Annotated in this window: 25 protein-coding genes and 2 tRNA genes; 12 read left to right on the forward strand and 15 right to left on the reverse strand. The window is 67.1% G+C overall.

Annotation, left to right across the window (positions count from 1 at the left end; all coding sequences use genetic code 11):
* The first annotated feature begins 8 nt into the window (after positions 1-8).
* The 4 genes from ACYQ3J_RS04315 (at position 9) to ACYQ3J_RS04330 (ending at position 1,602) form a co-directional block, all read left to right on the forward strand.
* Complete coding sequence (locus tag ACYQ3J_RS04315) at positions 9-296, forward strand: 50S ribosomal protein L44e (RefSeq protein ID WP_460125123.1); 288 nt, start codon at positions 9-11, stop codon at positions 294-296.
* A 16-nt stretch (positions 297-312) separates the two neighbouring features.
* Positions 313-510, forward strand: a complete 198-nt coding sequence (locus ACYQ3J_RS04320; protein ID WP_460125126.1) for a 30S ribosomal protein S27e — start codon at positions 313-315, stop codon at positions 508-510.
* A gap of 78 nt (positions 511-588) precedes the next feature.
* The gene (locus ACYQ3J_RS04325) at positions 589-1,401 is read left to right on the forward strand and encodes a translation initiation factor IF-2 subunit alpha (RefSeq protein ID WP_460125129.1); all 813 of its coding nucleotides are present in this window, start codon (positions 589-591) and stop codon (positions 1,399-1,401) included.
* Positions 1,402-1,419: 18 nt separating this feature from the next.
* Positions 1,420-1,602: an RNA-protein complex protein Nop10 gene (locus ACYQ3J_RS04330; RefSeq protein ID WP_460125132.1), complete on the forward strand. Its 183-nt coding sequence runs from the start codon at positions 1,420-1,422 to the stop codon at positions 1,600-1,602.
* A 27-nt stretch (positions 1,603-1,629) separates the two neighbouring features.
* Here the strand turns inward: ACYQ3J_RS04330 and ACYQ3J_RS04335 are convergent, their stop codons facing one another.
* The 3 genes from ACYQ3J_RS04335 to ACYQ3J_RS04345 are packed head-to-tail and all read right to left on the reverse strand — an operon-like array spanning position 1,630 to position 3,256.
* Complete coding sequence (locus ACYQ3J_RS04335) at positions 1,630-2,142, reverse strand: CDP-2,3-bis-(O-geranylgeranyl)-sn-glycerol synthase (protein WP_460125135.1); 513 nt, start codon at positions 2,140-2,142, stop codon at positions 1,630-1,632.
* On the reverse strand, positions 2,133-2,711 hold the full coding sequence (locus ACYQ3J_RS04340; protein ID WP_460125137.1) for a P-loop NTPase family protein: 579 nt from the start codon (positions 2,709-2,711) through the stop codon (positions 2,133-2,135). The genes ACYQ3J_RS04335 and ACYQ3J_RS04340 overlap by 10 nt, the downstream gene beginning before the upstream one ends.
* 26 nt (positions 2,712-2,737) lie before the next feature.
* Positions 2,738-3,256, reverse strand: a complete 519-nt coding sequence (locus tag ACYQ3J_RS04345) for a hypothetical protein (RefSeq protein ID WP_460125139.1) — start codon at positions 3,254-3,256, stop codon at positions 2,738-2,740.
* Between the two features lie 103 nt (positions 3,257-3,359).
* Between ACYQ3J_RS04345 and ACYQ3J_RS04350 the strand changes: the two genes are divergently transcribed.
* Positions 3,360-5,225 (forward strand): S16 family serine protease, encoded by a 1,866-nt coding sequence (locus tag ACYQ3J_RS04350; RefSeq protein ID WP_460125142.1) that lies wholly within the window; start codon positions 3,360-3,362, stop codon positions 5,223-5,225.
* Positions 5,226-5,229: 4 nt separating this feature from the next.
* Here ACYQ3J_RS04350 and udg read toward each other — a convergent pair whose 3' ends face one another.
* The 3 genes from udg to ACYQ3J_RS04365 form a co-directional block, all read right to left on the reverse strand.
* Positions 5,230-5,844: a type-4 uracil-DNA glycosylase gene (gene udg / locus ACYQ3J_RS04355; RefSeq protein ID WP_460126211.1), complete on the reverse strand. Its 615-nt coding sequence runs from the start codon at positions 5,842-5,844 to the stop codon at positions 5,230-5,232.
* On the reverse strand, positions 5,738-6,943 hold the full coding sequence (locus tag ACYQ3J_RS04360; RefSeq protein WP_460125146.1) for a glycosyltransferase: 1,206 nt from the start codon (positions 6,941-6,943) through the stop codon (positions 5,738-5,740). The genes udg and ACYQ3J_RS04360 overlap by 107 nt, the downstream gene beginning before the upstream one ends.
* Positions 6,944-7,024: 81 nt before the next feature.
* The gene (locus tag ACYQ3J_RS04365) at positions 7,025-7,231 is read right to left on the reverse strand and encodes a DUF5622 domain-containing protein (protein WP_460125149.1); all 207 of its coding nucleotides are present in this window, start codon (positions 7,229-7,231) and stop codon (positions 7,025-7,027) included.
* 416 nt (positions 7,232-7,647) lie between these two features.
* Between ACYQ3J_RS04365 and ACYQ3J_RS04370 the strand changes: the two genes are divergently transcribed.
* The 3 genes from ACYQ3J_RS04370 to ACYQ3J_RS04380 all read left to right on the forward strand — a co-directional run bounded on the left by ACYQ3J_RS04370 (position 7,648) and on the right by ACYQ3J_RS04380 (position 9,976).
* Positions 7,648-9,015 (forward strand): RuvB-like helicase, encoded by a 1,368-nt coding sequence (locus tag ACYQ3J_RS04370; protein WP_460125151.1) that lies wholly within the window; start codon positions 7,648-7,650, stop codon positions 9,013-9,015.
* 52 nt (positions 9,016-9,067) lie between these two features.
* A tRNA-Lys gene (locus ACYQ3J_RS04375) sits at positions 9,068-9,179 on the forward strand.
* A 53-nt stretch (positions 9,180-9,232) separates the two neighbouring features.
* The gene (locus tag ACYQ3J_RS04380) at positions 9,233-9,976 is read left to right on the forward strand and encodes a DUF357 domain-containing protein (protein WP_460126213.1); all 744 of its coding nucleotides are present in this window, start codon (positions 9,233-9,235) and stop codon (positions 9,974-9,976) included.
* Here ACYQ3J_RS04380 and ACYQ3J_RS04385 read toward each other — a convergent pair.
* Complete coding sequence (locus ACYQ3J_RS04385) at positions 9,939-10,652, reverse strand: endonuclease V (protein ID WP_460125153.1); 714 nt, start codon at positions 10,650-10,652, stop codon at positions 9,939-9,941. The genes ACYQ3J_RS04380 and ACYQ3J_RS04385 overlap by 38 nt on opposite strands.
* Positions 10,653-10,675: 23 nt before the next feature.
* Positions 10,676-11,317, reverse strand: coding sequence for an archaeal proteasome endopeptidase complex subunit beta (gene psmB, locus ACYQ3J_RS04390; RefSeq protein WP_460125155.1), 642 nt, complete (start codon positions 11,315-11,317; stop codon positions 10,676-10,678).
* A gap of 188 nt (positions 11,318-11,505) precedes the next feature.
* Between psmB and ACYQ3J_RS04395 the strand changes: the two genes are divergently transcribed.
* On the forward strand, positions 11,506-11,895 hold the full coding sequence (locus ACYQ3J_RS04395) for a TFIIB-type zinc ribbon-containing protein (protein ID WP_460125158.1): 390 nt from the start codon (positions 11,506-11,508) through the stop codon (positions 11,893-11,895).
* Positions 11,896-11,924: 29 nt separating this feature from the next.
* Positions 11,925-12,959: an NOG1 family protein gene (locus ACYQ3J_RS04400; protein ID WP_460125160.1), complete on the forward strand. Its 1,035-nt coding sequence runs from the start codon at positions 11,925-11,927 to the stop codon at positions 12,957-12,959.
* Here the strand turns inward: ACYQ3J_RS04400 and rtcA are convergent.
* On the reverse strand, positions 12,949-14,022 hold the full coding sequence (rtcA, locus tag ACYQ3J_RS04405) for an RNA 3'-terminal phosphate cyclase (RefSeq protein WP_460125163.1): 1,074 nt from the start codon (positions 14,020-14,022) through the stop codon (positions 12,949-12,951). The genes ACYQ3J_RS04400 and rtcA overlap by 11 nt on opposite strands.
* A gap of 6 nt (positions 14,023-14,028) precedes the next feature.
* Positions 14,029-14,586 carry a nicotinamide-nucleotide adenylyltransferase gene (locus ACYQ3J_RS04410; RefSeq protein WP_460125165.1) on the reverse strand — a complete coding sequence of 186 codons (558 nt, stop codon included), beginning with the start codon at positions 14,584-14,586 and terminating at the stop codon, positions 14,029-14,031.
* Positions 14,587-14,719: 133 nt separating this feature from the next.
* On the opposite strand from ACYQ3J_RS04410, the gene ACYQ3J_RS04415 reads away from it, so the two are divergent.
* Together ACYQ3J_RS04415 and ACYQ3J_RS04420 are read left to right on the forward strand one after the other, a co-directional pair.
* Entirely contained in the window at positions 14,720-15,565 is an 846-nt protein-coding gene (locus tag ACYQ3J_RS04415; protein WP_460125168.1) for an FKBP-type peptidyl-prolyl cis-trans isomerase, read from the forward strand.
* Positions 15,566-15,678: 113 nt separating this feature from the next.
* Positions 15,679-15,764, forward strand: a tRNA-Leu gene (locus ACYQ3J_RS04420).
* Between the two features lie 27 nt (positions 15,765-15,791).
* Here ACYQ3J_RS04420 and ACYQ3J_RS04425 read toward each other — a convergent pair.
* From ACYQ3J_RS04425 to ACYQ3J_RS04445, 5 genes are all read right to left on the reverse strand, one after another.
* The gene (locus ACYQ3J_RS04425; RefSeq protein WP_460125171.1) at positions 15,792-16,214 is read right to left on the reverse strand and encodes a CBS domain-containing protein; all 423 of its coding nucleotides are present in this window, start codon (positions 16,212-16,214) and stop codon (positions 15,792-15,794) included.
* Between the two features lie 149 nt (positions 16,215-16,363).
* Positions 16,364-17,557 carry an NAD(P)/FAD-dependent oxidoreductase gene (locus ACYQ3J_RS04430; RefSeq protein ID WP_460125173.1) on the reverse strand — a complete coding sequence of 398 codons (1,194 nt, stop codon included), beginning with the start codon at positions 17,555-17,557 and terminating at the stop codon, positions 16,364-16,366.
* Between the two features lie 130 nt (positions 17,558-17,687).
* Positions 17,688-18,821, reverse strand: a complete 1,134-nt coding sequence (locus ACYQ3J_RS04435) for an aminopeptidase P family protein (RefSeq protein WP_460125176.1) — start codon at positions 18,819-18,821, stop codon at positions 17,688-17,690.
* A gap of 47 nt (positions 18,822-18,868) precedes the next feature.
* On the reverse strand, positions 18,869-19,057 hold the full coding sequence (locus ACYQ3J_RS04440; RefSeq protein ID WP_460125179.1) for a 50S ribosomal protein L37e: 189 nt from the start codon (positions 19,055-19,057) through the stop codon (positions 18,869-18,871).
* 19 nt (positions 19,058-19,076) lie between these two features.
* Positions 19,077-19,301 carry an LSm family protein gene (locus ACYQ3J_RS04445; RefSeq protein ID WP_460125182.1) on the reverse strand — a complete coding sequence of 75 codons (225 nt, stop codon included), beginning with the start codon at positions 19,299-19,301 and terminating at the stop codon, positions 19,077-19,079.
* Positions 19,302-19,410 lie beyond the last annotated feature (109 nt).

Here is a 19,410-nt window from a genome sequence, read left to right on the forward strand (position 1 = left end):
CGGCTGGGTTGAAGTTCCCCAAGAAGATTAGGACCTACTGCCCGAGGTGCAGGACCCACACGGTTCACACTGTGACCGTGTACAAGCACGGTAAGAGGAGGAGCATGGCTGAGGGCCAGAGGAGGTACATGAGGAAGCAGGAGGGCTACGGCAGCAAGAGGAGGCCGGAGCAGAAGAGGTTCGCGAAGGTCACCAAGAAGGTCACGCTGAGGATAACCTGCACCCAGTGCGGGTACAAGAGGCACATACTCAACATCAGGCTGAAGAGGATAGAGCTGGTCGAGGCGGCCATCTAGCCGGGGGTGAGCCGCGGTGAAGAGGAGGAAGATCCTTGTCCCCGAGCCGAGGAGCAGGTTCCTACTCGTGACCTGCCCCCAGTGCGGGCACAGGCAGGTAGTGTTCAGCCACGCAACGTTCCCCGCAAGGTGCCTCTCCTGCGGCGCCCTCCTCGTCAAGCCGACCGGCGGGAAGGCCAAGATCCTGGGCAGGGTCGAGCGCGTGCTAGGCTAGCCCTGCCCCCCGCTAAGCTTCTAAGCCTAAAGCTAAAGCTAAACCCCTCCCCTGAGCTGGTTCACCGGGTGGAGTGTAGTGGCTGTAGCGATTAAGCCCAGGAAGCCCCTCCCGGATGTTGGGGAGCTAGTCGTTGGTACCGTCAAGGAGGTATACGACTACGGCGCCTACCTTGACCTTGACGAGTACGGCGGGGTCAGGGCGTTCCTCCCCTGGAGCGAGATAGCCTCCAGGATGGTGAGGAACATCAGGCAGGTACTCAGGGAGAACCAGAAGGTTGTGGTGAAGGTGATCAGGGTCTACAAGAAGAGGGGGCAGGTGGACGTTAGCCTGAAGAGGGTGACCGACGGCGAGCGCCGCCGCAAGATGATGTGGTGGAAGAGGACGCTCAAGGCGGCCGCGATAATAGAGAGGGCCGCCGAGAAGCTGGGCGCCAAGCCCGAGGAGGCCCACAAGATACTCTGGAAGCTCAACGACTACTATGGGGACGCCCTAACCGCCCTGGAGCAGGCCGTGATCTACGGCATCGAGCCCCTGCTCGAGGCCGGGATCCCGGAGGAGTGGGCGAAGGCCATATACGAGACCGCCAAGACCAGGATCGAGGTGCGCCAAGTCAAGATATCGGGGGTGTTCACCCTCACCAGCCTCGCAAGCGACGGGATAGAGAGGGTGAAGAAGGTCCTCCAGGCAGCGAGGGAGGCTGCTCTCAGCGTCGACCCCGAGCACGTGAAGGTCAGGATCTACACGCTTGGCGCCCCGCGGTACAGGATCGACCTGACCGGCCACGACTACAAGATCCTGGAGAAGGCGCTGGCGCAGGCGGTCGAGAAGGCCCGAGAGACCGCGGAGGAGCTTGGCGTGACGTTCAAGTTCGAGAGGCTCAAGACCTAGGCGCGGAGGCTGGAGGGGTTGAAGTGGCTGCTCAGGAAGTGCACGAGGTGCGGGGCGTACACGCTCCGCAGGGACGCGTGCCCCCGCTGCGGGGGGCCGGTGAAGGTGCCGCACCCGCCGAGGTTCTCGCCTGAGGACAAGTACTTGAAGTACAGGTACATGATGAAGAAGCTGGCGGGCGAGATTCCGGAGGACTGCTAGCCCCCCGCCCCGGCGCCGGGGCGGCTCCTAGTAGGGGACGTCCTTCAGCCCCAGCTTGTAGGCCGCGTAGTTGGTCGCCCTGTGAAGCGCCAGGGTGACCACGGCTAGGGCCAGCACTGCGCCAAGGCTTAGCCTGGCGCCGGCGAGGTAGAGGCCGAGCGTCGCGGCGGCGTAGAAGTCTAGCTGGTCCAGCAGCGGGGCCGGCTGGCCCCTCTCCAGCCCGAGCCTCCTCTTGATGAAGGAGCCGGCCATGTCCCCTAGGAGAGCGGAGGCCGAGGCGACGAGGCCCAGGGGGACTAGGCTCGGCTCGCTGAGGAGTGCTGCAAGGAGGGCCGCCACGAGGGCGCCGGCCAGGATCCCTCCGGCGAGGCCCTCCCAGGTCTTCCCGTCCCCCAGCAGCCTCCTGCCGTCGATGAACAGGCGCCCCCCGTCTATGGGCCTCTTCCCCTTGACCACTACTGGGGCGGCGTTGGCGACGTAGGCTGGGAGGTAGTACTTGAAGGCTTCGAGGATGCAGGCGGCGGCCCCGGCTAGATCCACTCCACCACGCCCCCCTCCCCGATCCTGTACTCGAGCAGCATCCTCGACGGCTTCTCCCCCACCACGATCCTCCGGCCCCCGCGGGCCTCCATCCTAAGTATAACGTTGGCCCAGGGCGCCATGAACCTCCACCCGGGCACCTCGGAGCCGTCCAGCGAGACCTGGGCGGTCATCACCGCGGGCACGCCTCGGCCGCTGCGGCTCCTGAGGAGCGCGGAGGCGAGGGAGAGCATGGCGCCCGCGTCGATCGACGCCCCCTCCACCCTGTAGAGGCTGTTAGCCGAGTCCACCGCGACGGCCGCGCCCCTCCCGGCGCACTCGACCACCGCTTGGAGGAGGTCTAGGAGGGAGTAGGCCTCAACAACCGCCCCGGGGGCCCAGCTCCGGTGCCGGACGGCCAGGAGCGTGCCAGTCTCCGTGGCGATGAGGCAGGTGTCCAGGCCCAGCTCCTCCTCCGAGAACCTGAGCAGCTCGAGGGACAGCGCCGTCTTCCCCGAACCCGGGGGCCCGTAGACTAGAAACAGGGAGCCCCTGGCGGCGTGGCTCCTCAGCCAGGGGTGCAGGCCCATCCAGGCCCAGCTCCTCCAACCCGGGGCTAGAAGGGGAACCTCCTCCTAGGCCTCGCCGTCTCCGCCATGCGCCTCCTTACCTCTAGCTCGATCTGCCTGTCGATGAGGGAGGCCTTGTTCTTCAACTGCTCGAAGTGCTGCTTCACAAGGCTCACCAGGCCCTGGGGGGCACCGTGCTTCTCCAGAGCCTCCTTCCCGTCGTTGGTGGTTTGGAGTCTCCTCAGCAGTCTGGGGTTCGCCTCCACGAACCCGACGTAGAGGAGCGCCGAGAGGTCGCTCTTCAGCGTGGGGCTGTAGGGGGTCCCCCCTATGATCTTGAAGTCGTAGCCGAAGTCCGCGCCGGCCTGCTGGAGCTCGTAGACCACCTCCTGGAGCGTCCGCTCGAAGAGGGGGCCGAAGGTGTCTATCACGTAGAGGAGGCCCATCTGCCTCGGGTTCCTGAGGACCCTATCCCTGGTCACGACCTGGATCGTGACTATCTTCAGCTCCTTGGAGCCCTTCTGCTCCCCGCCCTTCTTCTCCTGGCCCGCCTTCTTCTTAGCCAACCACACGCACCCCCAGGCTCGCCCAAATCGTTAAACCCGGCCCCGGCACTAAATTAGTATTTTAGCAATCAAGGCCTCAACCTGGAGGGGGTGCCTGCCGGCGTTGAAGAGACTCGCTGCGATAGCGCTGGCCCTGCTCGCCGTCCTAGCGGCCGCTTCGCCCGTGGCGTGGGCCCAGGCGCCCCAGGGCGGGGCCGGCGTGTCCCGGTCCGTGACCCTCTACGTCCCCGCGGTCACGGATACGGGTAAGGGGGACGTGATAGAGGTGACGGTCACCCTCACCTTCCCCGGGAACGGCTCGGTTAAAGTCGAGAACGATGGGGGAAGCGTCGGGGCCACTACTGTTAACAGCGCCAGGATGGCGTTCCTCACAGCCTCCGCCCTGCTGGGCGTCGACTGGAACACTCTGGACCTCAGCGTCCACTTCCACTCCAGGGGCACGCTGGAGGGGCCTAGCGGGAGCTTCGCCATCGCCCTCGCGGTTGCTGCTCTCCTCCTACCCCTTCCCGTCGAGGACGCCTTCAAGGGGTACGCCATCACGGGGGCCGTGTCGCCCGACGGCCTGGACAGCAGCGTTGGCGGGGTCCCGGAGAAGTGCAGGGCCGCCGAGGAGAGGGGGCTAACGCTCCTCTACCCCATGGCCAACAAGGCCGACGCCTCGTCCTGCAGCGGGGCCCGGCCCCTCACGGGCCTCCTCAGCGGCCTAAGGCTCCTAGCCAACTACTCCGCCCCCCTGAGGGTGGACGTTGAGATGGGATACCCTGAAGCATACGCCGAGGTGATGGCGAGGGAGGCCGTTAAGATGGCGGAGTACGCCAAGGGCAACCTGACCGAGGCATCGAGGATGGCCTCCGTCCCCCGGGAGGTGTACGAGCAGATAGAGGGCCTGGCGAGCAGGGCGCTAGACCTGGCCGGGGATAAGCCCTACAGCGCGGCCAGCCTGGCATTCACGGCGCTCTACAAAGCGCTAGCGCTCAGGATGCAGGCCGAGCTCCGCGACGCCTCCGAAGTCGCCGAGTTCATCTCGAGCGTGGAGAGCAAGGTCGACGAGCTCGAGGGCTCGATGGCCGCCAGCCCGGCCTCCTGGCAGGCCGCCGAGCTGCTCAGCGTCGCCTACACGAGGCTGGCCGACGCGAAGTCCGCAGTGCTCAAAGCGAAGACCCTCCTCAGGGACGGCTTGAATGATAACGCGACCAGCGAGGCCAGCTACGCCCTGGCCAGGCTGGAGAGCGTGAGGACCTGGATCAAGGCCGCCGAGGCGGTTAACGGGACAGGCGCGCTCGTGGACAGGGGCGCGCTGAGGCTCCTCGCGGCCCGCCTGCTCGAGTACTCCGGCGTAGCCGTCAACTACTCCGCCAGCCTCCTAGAGAGCATTGGGAGGGAGAACCCCTTCACTTCAAGAGACGTGGAGGCGGCGATAAACATTATTGACTACATCCACTCGAGGGGCGTGAAGGAGTTTGAGGCGGGCGACTACGTCTCGGCGATAGGCTACCTGAGGCAGGCGCTGAGCGAGGCCTCCTACTACATCTTCTACTTCAGCGCGTCCCGGGAGGCCCCGGACGTCCTCAACGAGTACGTCAACGAGTTGGAGAACGTCATCGAGGCACTCGCCACCGTGAACGCCCTGCGCGGCGTCTACAGCGTGCTGGCCCCCTCCTACGTGGAGTACGCCGGCGTGCTGCTCAGCGACGGCGACGTGCTCTCAGCGGTGCGTGTCCTCGAGGCCGCTGTGTTCTCCCTCGTTATAACAAGGATGCTCACGCTCTGCACCCCCTCATACCTCGCACCCAAGGCCGCCGGGCTGGGCGGCCCACGACACCCGGGAGCGGGCGGCGCCCCCCAGCCGGGGCTGCCGCGGGCCGCCGAGGCCGTGGCCCTGGCGGCGCTGGCGTTCGTAGCCGGCTACGCGGCCGGGGTGGCGGGCAGGGTTAGCAGGGTGGAGGAGGCCGTGCTCTCGAGGCTCTGAGGGGCTAGAGGAAGTCGTCCAGGCTCCTCCTAGCCCTGGCGCCCCGGCTGGAGACGGCCTCCTTTATTGGGCCCTGGAAGTCCTCCTCCAGCACCCTCCTGAGCTGGGGGTTGTAGAGGGCGCTCGCCGGGTGGTAGGTGGCGGTGAGCGTCACCGGGACCCCGGCGACTACGGCGTTGTACGCCAGGCCGTGCTCCGCCTTCACGCCCCTCCACTTGAGCCCGGCGAGCCTGAAGAGCGTGGAGCCCGCGATCCTGCCGAGGGCGATGATGACTCGGGGCCTTATCAGGGCGATCTGCCTCACCAGGTAGGGCAGGCAGGCCTCCACCTCCTCTGGCCTGGGATCCCTGTTCCCCGGGGGCCTGCACTTGACGACGTTTGTTATGTAGACCTCCTCCCTCCGCAGGCCTGCCCTGGCTAGGAGTGCGTCGAGGAGCTTGCCGGCCATGCCGACGAAGGGCCTGCCGAGCTCGTCCTCCCTCCTCCCGGGCGCCTCGCCGACGATCATGACCTCAGCGTCGAGGGGGCCCTCGCCTGGCACCGGGTTCTTCCTCGTCCTGTGGAGGGGGCACTTGGTGCACGAGAGAATCTCGGCCTTGAGCCTCTCGTACTCCTCCACCTTCAACCCTTTCAACCCCGCACCTCCACACCGCCGTGGATGACGCAAGGTAATTAACGAGGAACCCGGCGATTATGCCGGTGAACTGGCCCAGGAGCGGGTCTACGCCAGCAAGGGCGTGTAGAGCCTTCATGGTTGCGTACGTCACAAGCGCCCCGCCCGCGGAGGCGAGGTGGTAGCCGGCCAGCCGGGCGGGGAGGGATCCCCGCCTGTGCTCCCTGAAGGTCCACGCCTCGTTCAAGGCGAAGTTGGAGAGGAGCCCAGCCTCTATCCCGGCAAGGCTCGCGGCGTCTACGAGGCCCGTGGCGCCGAGCACCGCCTTCATCACGGCCAGGTTGACTAGGGTGCCGATGAGGCCGACGACGGCGAACCGAGTCATGGGGGAGAGGAGGGCGGTGTGGACTAGGAAGTCTAGTATGGCCCTGTAGCCCAGCTTGCTCCTCCCCGCAGCCCTACTCCTGAAGACGTAGGGCACCTCCGCCACCCTCAAGCTGGGGGAGCGGGCGAGGAGCTCGAGGAGGAACTTGAACCCCCTCGGCTTCATGGCCTCGACGGTGTCGAGCACCCTGCTCCTGCGGAGGAGGAAGAAGCCGCTCATGGGGTCACTAGTCGCCCTCGCCTGCGGTATTGCGACCCAGGCGAGGAGGGAGGCGGCGCGGCTCATGAGGAGCCTGAGCCTGCTCCACCCCTCCACCCCGCCGCCCCTGGCGTAGCGGGACGCTATCACGACGTCGGCCCCTGTCTCAAGCGCCTTCTCCACCAGTTTAGGCACCACCTCGGGCGGGTGCTGGAAGTCCGAGTCCATGACCACCACGAACTCCCCGCGGGCGTGGAGGACGCCGACGCGTATAGCCGAGGCAAGCCCCCCGCCCAGCGGGGGATCCCTGGAGACCCTCCTAGCCAGCACCCTAACCCTCGGGGACCCCTTCTCGAGGGCCCTGACCCACGTCAGGTCGGGGGAGCTGTCGTCAACCACGACTATCTCGTACTCGAACCCGGCGTGGGTGAGGACGCGCTCGAGAGCATCGATAATCCCGGCCACGTTCTCCGCTTCATTGTAAGTCGGGAGAACCACGGAGACAAGGGGCTTACCGGGCATAACCCACACCAGGCTCGCTGGCAAGCCCCGCCGCTGCAGGCGAGGGCCCCCAGGCGCGTCGGGCCGGGGCCTCCGGCGGGTCTAGGCGTAGTAGAGCTTCTCCCTAACCTCCTCCGGCAACTCGTTCTCGTGGATCACCTTGAAAGTAAGGGGGGGCTCCCTAACCTTAGGGCCGACTATGAGGTACTTCTCCGGGTCGTCGTCGCTCCTATTCTTGAAGACTCGAACCTTCACGAACCAACCGTCCCTGCGCCGCACATAGACGTACTTCCCGTGCTTGCCGCCCACTCCACCCACCTCGCCGCGGGCTAGGGAAGCGCCTAGGAGGCGGAAGCATAATAACGTTTCTATCGCAGCGTTTGCATGCCACCACTCCCCCCGGGCAACGCCCGTGAACGCCTGCCCGCCCCGCTCGCATCCCCCCGGGATCCCTGCACCCGGATGCGGTGGTGCCAGTCTAGGACTGGCCGGGGGATCCCGCGGCCGGCGAGCGCCCGAGGGGGGCCTGGAGGTTTAGCGGGGCGGCGGTCAGACTATCGACCCCCTATCACTGGCCCCCGCGTGGGTCTAGGGGGCTTCAAGCTATGTCGGCCTCTTCATCCCGCACCCCCTCAAGGCGCGGTAGGGGTAATTAGCTTACTAGACCCCCTCGGGCACCCGGGTGCTTGGAGGAGCGTGGAGCGCTTGGAGGGGTGGATGCAGGGTTGAGTGGCGGGCTTAGCGGTGAGTTGAGGCCTAGGGCGGCGGCTGCGAGGAGGGTGTCGATCCACAGCCACATTAGGGGGCTCGGCCTCGACGAGAATGGTAAGGCGATCAAGATCGCCGACGGGCTCGTCGGCCAGGAGAAGGCGAGGGAAGCGGCTGGCGTAGTTGTGGAGATAGTCAAGCAGGGCAAGTTCTCGGGCCGCGGGATCCTCATCGCCGGCCCGCCCGGCACCGGGAAGACCGCGCTCGCCATAGCGATCGCTAGGGAGCTCGGCGAGGACACTCCCTTCGTCGCGATCAACGCCAGCGAGATCTACAGCGTCGAGAAGAAGAAGACGGAGGTGCTCATGCAGGCTTTCAGGAAGGCGATAGGGGTGAAGGTGAGGGAGCAGAGGACGGTCTACGAGGGCGTGGTGGCCAGCCTCAAGTACCTGAGGGGCAGGTCGGCCTTCTACCCCTACCCCGTCCTGGCGGGGGCCGAGATCACGCTGGAGACCACGGATGACAGCATGAAGCTAACCCTCGGCCCGGAGATTGCCGAGCAGCTCATAAGCCTCAACGTGAAGAAGGGGGACGTGATAATGATCGACGCCGACACCGGGGCGGTGAGGAGGATCGGCAGGGCGAAGGGGAGGGCCAGGCGCACCTTCGACGTCGACCTGTACCGCACCGTGGAGATCCCGAGCGGCCCCGTGAAGAAGAGGAAGGACGTCGTCCGCGTCTTCACGCTCCACGACATAGACGTCAGCATCGCCGCCCAGAAGGCGGTGGCGACAAGCCTCCTAGGCCTGCTGGCGTCGGAGAGGGAGATAGACGACGAGGTGCGCAGGAGGGCGGATGAGACTGTCAAGAAGCTCCTCGACGAGGGCAAGGCTGAGATAGTGCCCGGAGTGCTCTTCATAGACGACGCCCACATACTCGACCTCGAGGCGTTCTCCTTCCTCTCCAAGGCCATGGAGAGCGAGTTCGCGCCGCTCATAGTGCTCGCCACCAACAGGGGCATGACCAAGATCAGGGGCACGGACATCGTGTCCCCCCACGGGATCCCGCGCGACATACTCGACAGGCTACTCATAGTCACAACTAGGCCCTACACGCGCGACGAGATCAAGGCGATAATCGAGATCAGGGCGGACGAGGAGGAGATCCCGCTCAGCGAGGACGCCCTCGAACTCCTAGCCGACATCGGCGTGGAGAAGAGCCTCCGCTACGCCGTGCAGCTCCTGGAGCCGTCGAGGGTGATAGCTATGAGGAAGGGTAAGACTAAGGTGGAGAGGGAGGACGTCGAGGAGGCCTCAAGGCTCTTCGTGGACGTCAAGACGAGCGTTGAGCTCGCGGAGAAGTACGGGGACCTCATGCTGAGGTAGAGTCACATTTTTAAACCCCGGGCACGTGCTAGGGGCTCCGGGCCTCAAGGGCGGGCCCGTAGCTCAGCCTGGTAGAGCGGCGGGCTCTTAACCCGTAGACGACGCGGTCAGCGTCCCTGGCCGCCCGGCGGAAGTCCCGGGTTCAAATCCCGGCGGGCCCGCCACTACGCTTCCTCAACCCCGCCCCCGAGTCCAGCCGGGGGTACGCCTCTTGTCCGTGGAGCCGTGCGAGGCCAGGGTAAGGCGGTACCTCAAAGGCGTGCGTGAAGCCCTCGAGGGCCTCGAGGGGGAGCTCGGCCCCCGCTACAGGGGCCTCCTCGACGCTGCGAGGAGGTACGCCGATGACGCCGCCTACTACCTTGAGAGGGGGGACTGCGAGACCGCCCTGGCAGCGGTCTCGTACGCCGAGGGCCTCATAGACTCGCTGAAGTACCTCGGCGTCGCCGAGGCCAGGTGGGAGAGCCCCGCGGGGGAGGAGGTGGAGCGGAGGGTCCTCGTAGCCGGGACGTTCGACATACTCCACCCCGGCCACTTGCACCTCTTCCGCGAAGCCGCCCGGCACGGCAGGGTCTACGTGGTCGTCGCCCGGGACTCGAACGTTGAGAAGATGAAGGGGAAGAGGCCCATACTCCCGGAGGACGTCAGGCTCGAGCTGGTGTCGGCGGTCCGCTACGTCTACAAGGCCATGCTGGGGGATCCCGAGGACATGCTGGCTCCCGTCGGCAGGGTGAGGCCGCACGTGATACTCCTAGGCCCCGACCAGCCGTTCGACCCGGAGCGCCTGGCTGGGGAGGTGGAGAAGCGGTTCGGCTTCAGGCCCCGCGTTGAGAGGCTCGAAGGCAAGCGGGTGTTCGCGGGGGGGTTGAGGTCGTCGAGCGACATAGTTAGGAGGATATGCCTCTCCCCCCTCTGCAGGGAGATCCTCAACCAAGACTCCAGGGGAGGCGGGGGCACTCCGTGACAATCACCCTCCCCCCGGGCCTGGCGGGGGCGAGCTTCTTCACCGCCTTGCTGATCCTGTCGGCCTCCAGCACCGGCCTGGGGAGGCTGGCGTCGCCCAGCATCTCCTCCACCAGCCTGACCGCCTCGGCTAGGCCCACGCGGTGCCCCGGGCTCACGTAGAGCTTCCTCCCCCTCCTCGTCTTCAGCACAACGCCGACTTTCACGCCTTCGTGGACGATGTAGACTACCCCGCCCTCCTCGACCTCCCTGCCGACGAGCCTCCTCTTAGCCACGCCTATCGAGGGCTTGTTAAACGCCACGCCGACGTGGGACGCTATCCCGAGCCCCCTGGGGTGGGCGATGCCGTGGCCGTCCACCACTACCAGGTCGAAGTCTACGGCCCTCCTGAGGCTGGCGAGGGCGGGGGCCATGACCAGCATCTCCCTGAAGGCGAGCAGCCCAGGGATGTAGGGCACGCAGGCCTCGGCCACGGCGACCCTGCAGGCGAGCAGCCTCCAGGACCCCCACTCCAGGGCCACGGCGACGCCGAAGCCCACCTCGACGCCGCCCCTCCTAGAGTAGGCCGCGTCGACCCCGGCGACCACCCTCGGCGAGGGGGATCCCTCTAGGACGAGCTTGGACCTCAGCAGCTCCTGGGCTCTCGCCGCCCTCTGGGGGGAGAAGAGGCTCCTCAAACGCTCGCAGCCGCTCCCCGGCGTCAGGACGTGACCACCCTCAGCTTAATCGTCTTCTCCCTGTAGCCGTCGGGGGTTATTGTCAGCAAGTCTATCCCGTCCCCGCTGCTCGAGTCCCTAGCTATCGCAGCCCTCATCGCCTTGACGGCGAGGTCCTCCGCCTCCTCAATGCTAGCGTCCGGCTTGTAGAAGCTCTCAAGCACGCCGAGGGCCACCGTGGCGCCCGAGCCTACGGCGATATAGTCCTCCTCGGTTATAGCGCCCACGGGGTCTAGGACGTAGATCCTCGGCTCCCCGTCCCCGTTGATGCCGCCGACGATAGCCTCGACGTAGTAGGGGAAGAACTTGTTGGAGTATAGTATGGCGGAGAGCAGCTTGGCCACGGCGCGGAGCGGCATCACCACCCTGTTGCTGGTCTCGTAGTACCTTATCTCGGCCTCCAGGATCCTTATGAGCCCGTGCATGTCCGCGTAGAAGCCGGCTATGGCTATGCCAACCCTCCTAGTGACGGGGTGTACCTTCTTCACGTTCCTACTCATAACGAAGCCTCCGTAACTCATCCTCTTATCAGCCGCCAGGACCACGCCGGCCCGGGTCTTAATGCCCACCGCCGTGGCGCCATAGTAGGGCGTCGACACTCCTCCAGCGCCCCCTCCAAGCCCCACCCGGCGCCTCCCGGGGTTTAATGGCTTAGACTTAGACTTAGGAGGAGCCCGCCGCGGGCCCCGGGGGGAGGGCTCTTCCGGCTCCCGGGCCACGTCTCCGGGGATGAGGGGGACCGCCTAGGGCAGCGGGGGTCCAGGGCTCCTCAACAATGCCCTCCAGGGGATCCCCTCCCCATAGGGTGGCCGTGGTGCGCGGCGTCTACAGGTGCCCCGTCTGCGGGAGCACGAGGATGGTGTGGGACGAGAGGAGCGGCTACGTGGTCTGCAGCAGCTGCGGGGCGGTGGTGGACGAGATAATCTACGACGGCCCGGCGAGGAGCGACGCCGACCACTACTGGATCCCTGGGGGCGAGCTCCACGGGGTGGAGTCGGGGCCCCCCTCCCCTCCCAGGAGGAGCATTAGGGCTATGCTCGCCAGCCCGGAGCCCGTGGGACTCAGGGTCGACGTGGCCGTCTCGGTCTACAGGGCGGCGGTGAGGGCCGGGATCCCCTCCCGCAGGGCTCTGAAGCTCGCCAGGAAGGCGACGGGCCTGCCGGTGAGGACTATCAGGAGCGCGCTCGCCAAATATAAGGCCTAGGAGACGGCTCAACCTTCAAGGGTACGCTTTTGAAGGCCGCGGAGGAGACCTGGGACCCGGCGTCGAGGGCTAAGAGGATACACGTGCCGACGTACGACGAGGTGCTGGAGAGGATAGGCTCCAGGTACCCGAAGGGGAGGGGCAAGAGGCCCTACGAGAGGGAGGTGGCCAGGCTCCAGACCGTGTACAACATTATAATATCGAAGACGAACTTCATAAGGGACCTGCTCAGCATACTCGACACCCTGCACCCCTTCTTCTGGAGGCTGATCGAGATAGAGTTCGACAGGAGGGAGATACACAGGGCCATAAGGTGCATAGCCAAGGCTAGGAAGCTCGCGGGGGAGTTCTGGGAGAAGTACCGCTTCCTCCTCCTCGCCGCCGAGGACAGGAGGGAGCTGGAGAGGCTCTCAGCCGAGGCCCGGGGGAGGATGCTCTCCCAGCTCAAGAGGTGCAGGAGGCAGCTCGCCCTCCTCAGGAGCCTCGTGGTCTTCCTCTCCGACCTCCCCGCGATCGACCCGAGCCTCCCGACGGTCATAGTCGCGGGGCCCCCGAGCTCGGGTAAGTCGACGTTCGTGCGCAGCGTCTCCAGAGCCAGGCCCAGGGTTGCACCCTACCCCTTCACCACGAGGGAGATCCACATAGGCCACTCCACCATTGACGGGGTCAAGGTTCAAGTCATAGACACGCCGGGGATCCTCGACAGGCCGGTGGAGGAGATGAACCCCGTCGAGAGGAGGGCGGCCGCCGCGCTCTCCGAGCTCCAGGGGGTCATGCTGTTCCTGCTCGACCCGACAGTCGAGGCCTACATGGGCCTCGAGAGGCAGGAGGCTCTCGCCAGGAACGTTAAGCAGCTCTCCGGGGGCAAGCCCCTCGTGGCCGCGGTGAACAAGGCTGACGCCGCCCCCGAGGAGAGGCTCCTGGAGGCGATCCGGGTCTGCAGAAGGCTGGAGGAGGAGGGGGTGGCGGACCGCTGCCACCCGAGGCTCTCCGCGATCGACCCGGGCTCCGCGGTGGAGGCGTTGAGGGAGGCCTTCAAGCTCCTCCAGCGGGCTAGCGGGTGACCCCGAGCCCGTGGACTGTGGCCTTGAAAGGCTCCCCTATGCTGCCTTCAACCTTGTAGGTGAACCCCTCCACCATCGCCTCGACCAGCTTGAGCACCGTCCAAGCGTGCATGGTCAGCCTCGCCCCCGTGAACTCGCTCACGCCGCGGGCGAGCGCGGCGTAGATTATGATCATGTCCGACATGTACCTGTCCAGCGCCGCCCCCGTCTTGACGTCCTCGACCAGCTTCTCCGCCGCCTCGCGGCCGACGACCTCCGCCCTCTTGCCCCTCGCCCCGAGGGCGTCGCCCCCCATGATGCTGCCGTCGAAGAGCGCGTAGACCAGGATCCCGCTGCCGGGGCCTAGGTGGGGATCCCTCCCCGGCTCCGGCACGTCCAGCTCTATCTCGGCCTCGACGCCGAGCTCCCGCCTCACGACCTCAGCCGCCGCCCTCGCCTGCCTCTCGGCGACGTGCCTGGGGAGCCTGACCGCGTGGCTCACCCCCCTCACCGCCCTGAGGCCGCCCCTCTCCGTGAAGCGGACCGCCCTGAAGCCGCCGGGCGGGTCGTCGACTCTGACCCTAACCACCCCGCCCCCGCGCGGGTAGTGGCCGCGGCGGATGAGCTGGACCTCGAACTCGTAGCCGGCGGCGCGGAGGATCCCGGCGAGCACGAACCTGACGTAGTCTATCGTGGGAGCCATCGGGACGTCGGTGCCGCCCCTCACCTCCACCTCGACGGGGCCCGGGGCGTACGCGAGGACGGGGAGGAGCGCCTGGAGCACCAGGGAGACGCTGCCAGCGGTGCCCACGTCGAACCTGAAGGACCCCGACCTCACCCGGCCGGGGGTGAAGGTTAGCTCCATGCTCCCGACGCGGGCCCCCTCAACCCTGGCCCCGCACAGCTCCGCGACCGCCTTCACGGCTGTGAGGTGCTGAGGCCTCAGCCCCGGGTTCCTCCTCTTAGCCCTGATGTTGTAGATCCTCACCGGTATGCCGGTGACCGCGCTCAACGCGATGGCGGTCCTGAGGATCTGCCCCCCGCCCTCCCCCATCGAGCCGTCTATAACCGCGACCCTGGCCAAGCCGCGTCACCCTGCCTCGTCTGTCTCGGCGAGCCTCCTAAGCCTCTCCTCGAACCCGAGCCTCTCCAACTCCCCCAGCAGGCCCCGGGTGAGGCAGCTGCGCCACTCGCTCCTCCCCTGGAGTATGAGCTCCCTGATCCTCCTCCCGCTGCAGGCCTCCCTCCTGTACATCGGCGGCTTATAGGAGGCGTACCCCATCTCCTCGAAGAGGACCCTCACGAGGGGATTCCCGGAGACGACGCCCTCGAAGGGGGGGAGGAGCATCCTCAGGTACTGGACCCAGACCGCGTTCATCTGGATATCCATCACCGGCACTATGTAGACCCGGCCCCTCCAGGAGTCGACCTCCTCGTCGAGGAGCACCCTGAGAAGGTGGAACCTCTCCCCCGCCGTGAGCGGGTTCTCGAGCGTGTGGCTCTCCTGGGCCGAGCCGATGACGAGGATAACCTCGTCGGCCAGGCTGAGGGCGTGCTCGACGAGCCTCGCGTGGCCCAGGTGGGGTGGCTGGAACCTGCCGGGGACGACGAGCCTGCCGTGCCTCGCCACCGCCACCCCCGGGGTCAACGCCCTCCAGCGCCCTCCTGGCTTAAAGCGCGGGCCGCCCGCCCCGCGGCTAAGGTTAAAGCTAAAGTAGGGAGGGCGCTGGCTCGACTCCCTGCATGGACTCCGCGCTCGGGCTAGAGGGGTGTGGCGGGTCTTGGCGTTGAAGAACGGAGACTTCGTGCTGGTAAACTACACCCTGTGGGCTATCGAGGACGGCGAGGAGAGGATCATAGACACGACCCGCGAGGAGGTAGCGGTGAAGCACAACATCTACGATGCAAGGAAGAGGTACGGGGCCACGCTCGTAGTCATAGGCAAGACGAGCCTCCTGCCGGCGGTTGAGAAGGCCCTCAGCGAGATGGATGTCGGGGAGAAGAAGGTGATCATAGCCGAGCCCAGCGAGGCCTTCGGGGAGAGGGACGAGAGGCTCGTGCTGAGGCTGCCTAAGAAGACGCTCCTCCAGAGGGGGATCAGGCCCGCGGTGGGCTTGGAGCTCGAGGTCGGCGGGAGGCGCGGCGTGATCACGAAGGTGACGGAGCGCTTCGTCTACGTGGACCTCAACCACCCGCTCGCGGGTAAGAGGATCAAGATCGAGCTGGAGGTGACGAGGAAGATAGAGGATCCCGCGGAGAAAGTGAAGTACCTGGCCAGCAAGTGGATCGGCATCCCCGAGGGCGAGGTCAAGGTGGAGCTGAGCAACGGCGAGGCCCTCGTGAAGCTCCCGCCCAGCGTGCTGGGGGTCAGCGACCTCGAGGCGAGGCTGGCCAGGTTCATCAGCGACGTAGCAGAGCTAGTCAGCGACGTTAAGAAGGTCACCGTCAAGTTCACCGTCAACCTGGAGGAGGCCCGGGGAGCCCTGGAGGGGGAGAAGGAGAAGGAGGAGAAGCGGGAAGCCGGCGAGGCCGGGGGAGCGGAAGGCTCAGGCGAGGGCTCCGAGGCGTCAGGGGGAGCCAAGGAAGCCAAGCCCCAGGGCGGGGCCGAGGAGGCCTCAGGGTCCTGACGCCGCCAGCCAGAAGGCGGGCCCTAGCGAGGCAAAAACGGGCTGGGGAGCAAGCCCCTCCCAGGGCGGGTAGAGGGTTAAACCCCCCGGAGCCCCCAAGACTCTCAAGCGGCGCGGGGGTGCCCGAGCGGCCAAAGGGGGCGGGCTCAAGACCCGTTGGCGTAGGCCGGCGTGGGTTCGAATCCCACCCCCCGCACCACTCCTCCCCGGGGGGCTCCGGGGGGCTCTACTTCGAGGCGAGCCTGGTTAACAAGTGTAGGAGCCCGAGGACGTCCCTGACGCTTATGACTCCCAGCGGCCTCCCGTCTTTATCCACTACTGGCAGGTGCCTCACGCCAGAGCTGGCCATCTTCTCCACGACCTCGTCCACCGGAGTGTCGGGGCCTACGGTGACGGGGTTCTCGGTCATAGCCATCCAGGCCTGCAAGTCCATGCCCTCCTCCTTGTAGGCGAGGCAGATCAGGTCCCTCTCGGTTATGATCCCCACGAGCCGCCCCTCGGAGTTGACGACGAGCACGCTTCCAACCCTAGACTCGCACATCCTCCTCGCGGCCTCCTTGAGCGGGGTCTTCTCGTCGACGGTGACAGGCGGGGTGCTCATGATGTCCCTGGCTAGCACGGGGAACCTCTTCCTAGGGAAAAGGGTCACACGCACACACCCCTTCCATGACTGTAAAGTATGGGCCGGGGGAATCTTAGGCTTTACCGCCCGGGCCGGCCCCTTAGGGGCCCCATTGGGCTGGGCGGCCCGTGGAGCGGCGCCGCGGGCTGGGAGGGGGCCTGGTCGCGCCCCGCTTCCTAGGCGCCCGAGCCTCTGCTTCCCCCCACTAGGCCGGCCGCCAGGGCCCAGGCGAGCCTGGCCGCGCCGGTGGGGCAGCGGGTGAGGATCCTTAAGCCGGCGGCCATGGTCTTGAGGGGCGCCCGGGCCGCCGCGGTGGCCGGGATCCTGTGGTGGAGGTCGTAGTCGACGAGGCCTGCGAGGGCCGAGTCGAGCCCCGAGGACCCGGCGGCCAGTGCCAGGCAGTCGACGAGCCAGGGGTCCTCCCTTAGGAGCCTCGCGGCCCTCGCCTGGCGCGCGAGCAGCCTGGAGACCCTCGCGGCCGCTGCCTCCAGCGCCCCCGCCGGGTCGCCCGCGGAGGAGAGGGCCTCGAGGGCTAGGCGGTGGAAGAGCGCGGCGGGGTAGAGCCCGCCGCCGGTGAGGGGTTTAACCATTCCAGCCGCGTCCCCGACTACCACCACCCTCCCCGCCCGGAGCCTCCGCGCGGGGCCGTCGAGGGGGAGGGGGCCGCCGTAGTGCCTTGTGAACTCGAGCCCCCCGGGCGCGCCGATGACCCTGAGCCCGGCCCTGAGCGCCCGGGGGATCGCCCTGGGATCCCGGGAGCCGCTCCCCGCCAGGCAGGAGCCGCCCGGGAGGGGGATGAGCCACGTGAAGAGCCCCCGGGCCTCCGGGTGGAAGGCGACCGTGAACCCCCCGGCGTCGAGGCCGCACTCCCCGGCTTCAGCGTTGACGGCGTAGGTGAAGCCGCCCGAGTAGCCGATGCCTAGGCGGCGGCGCAGCCTCCCCAATGCCCCCTCGGCGAGGACTACGACGTCGAAGGAGGCCGAGCCCCCGCCGCTCCAGGCGAGGGATCCCGAGGGCTCCACCCTGGAGACCCTAACCCCCAGCCTCGCGTCAACGCCCTCCGACTCCGCGGCTGCTAGGAGCCTATCCTCAACCTCGACCCTGTCCAGCTTGTAGACGCCGCCTCGCGGCGCTATCCTGGCGCAGTGGGTGGGGCCGCAGAGCCTGAGCCAGGAGTACCGGGCAACCACGCTTGACTCGACGGACCGGCCCAGGTAGTCGAGGACCCTGCGGGAGACCAGGCCGGTGCAGTGCTCCGGGACCCCCACCCGCCTGTGCTCCTCGAAGAGGGTGACCCTGAACCCGCTCCTAGCCAGCGCCAGGGCGGAGGCTAGCCCCCAGAAGCCGCCGCCCACCACTGCAGCCCTCAAGGGAGGGGGTCACCCTCGAGGCGGCCGCGGCCTACTCAGACCCGTTACTCCGCACCCGCCCTGGCCGGCGTCGGCTCGAGAGCGCAAGGCACCGCCGCGGCCGCGAGGGGATCCCGGCGGTGCGGGGGCTTTATAGTATAAGGCGGGTCATGGAGGTTATGAGCCTCCTCCCCTTCCCCGTCACGAGCACCATGTCCTCCACTCTAACTCCGTACACGCCCGTGAGGTAGACGCCCGGCTCTATCGTCACGACGTTGCCGGGCTCGAGCACCGCCTTGCTCCCCGGCCTGAGGTAGGGCTCCTCGTGTATCTCCACCCCGACGCCGTGGCCGAGGCCGTGGATGAAGTACTTGGCGAGCCCCTCCCTCTCGAGGCTGGCCCTCGCCGCCCTGTCCACCTCCCACGCGGCGACCCCGGGCTCCACCGTGTCCAGGGCCTCCTCGAGCGCGTGGACCACCGCCTCGACCAGCCTCGTGTACCGCTGCCCCCCGCCGCCCCACCAGAGGCTCCTGGTCATGTCGCTCCTGTACACCCCCAGCCTGGCGCCGAGGTCTATGAGCACCGCCCCAGAGTCGCCGAGCCTCCTAGTGGTGGGCGTGTGGTGGGGGTAAGCGGTGTTCTCGTGGAACGCTACTATCGTCGGGAACGCCTCGCCCCACCCGCCCAAGGAGAGGATGTGCATGTGCGCCAGCCCGGCGAGGCGGGCCTCGGTGGAGTCCTCGGAGAGCTCGCCGAGCAGCCGCCTCAGAGTGGACTCCGCGAGCCGGGCGGCCTCGACTATCGCCTCGACCTCCCAGTCCTCCTTAACCCTCCTAGCCCTCCTCACGCCGTCGGAGAAGTCGGAGACCTCGACGCCGGCCTTGCCCGCCAGCTGCTCCGAGACCCGGCGGGGCGCCCAGTCGAGGTCGACCCCGACCCTCCTCGCGCCGCAGCCCTTCAGCACCTCGGCGACCGCCTCGAGCAGGGATCCCCTAACCAGGCTCCCCCGGGGGAGGGGCGGCTCGATCCCCTCCTCGCCGCCCCTGTAGAAAGCCTTGACCTCCAGCCACCTCGGCGCCTGCACCGAGAGCCTGTCATAGTCGAGCAGGCTGACCAGCAGCGTCGCCCCGCAGTTCCTCGACGCCACGAGGGCGCCGGAGGGCTCCCTGAGGCCGGTGGCGTACTCCACGTTAGCCTTGCCCGCGAGGACTACCGCGTCCAGCCCGGCCTCCTCGGCCAGGGAGAGGAGCTTCTCGAGGTTCCCCCTAAAGCGGCCGGCATCCAAGGCTAGGGCACCGCTGGGGCTGGGGGAGGATCCGGGTTAATAGCGGGCTACCAAATCCTGACCCTGTTAACCTTCTTCCTCTGCCAGCTGTACCGCCTTATCCGCCTCGACCTTCCGAACCCGCAGGCGGCGCAGTAGCCCTTCGCCACGTTAAACGCTCTCCTGCCGCACCTCCTGCAAACGATGTGCGTCTTGCTCCTCCCGTGCTTGCCGAACGACGTCGTCCCCTTGACCACCGCCGTGCACCCCGCTCGGCTACTTGGGGGCCGGGCTTATTAGTACAACGTTGTCTCCCCTGACGAGTATCGTGCCCAGGCCACGGGGCTCCCCGTCGCCTATCTCCTCGGCGTCGGCGAGTATGAGGTTCAAGTGCTGGTCGTAGCTCTTAAGGGTGCCCTTGATGAGCCTGCTCCCCTTGAGCTTCACGAGCACGCTCGAGTCCAGGTAGTTCGATAGCACCTTAAACGTGTCGGCCGGCACGGCTCAGAGCACCTCGAGCCCTCCCGAGCTTCGCCCCCGGCTCCCTGAGTGCTTTAAAGCTAAGCGCCCGGGCCGGCTAAAATGCGTTCCAACGCCCCTCCCCCCGGGG

This window comes from Stetteria hydrogenophila (assembly GCF_054657575.1).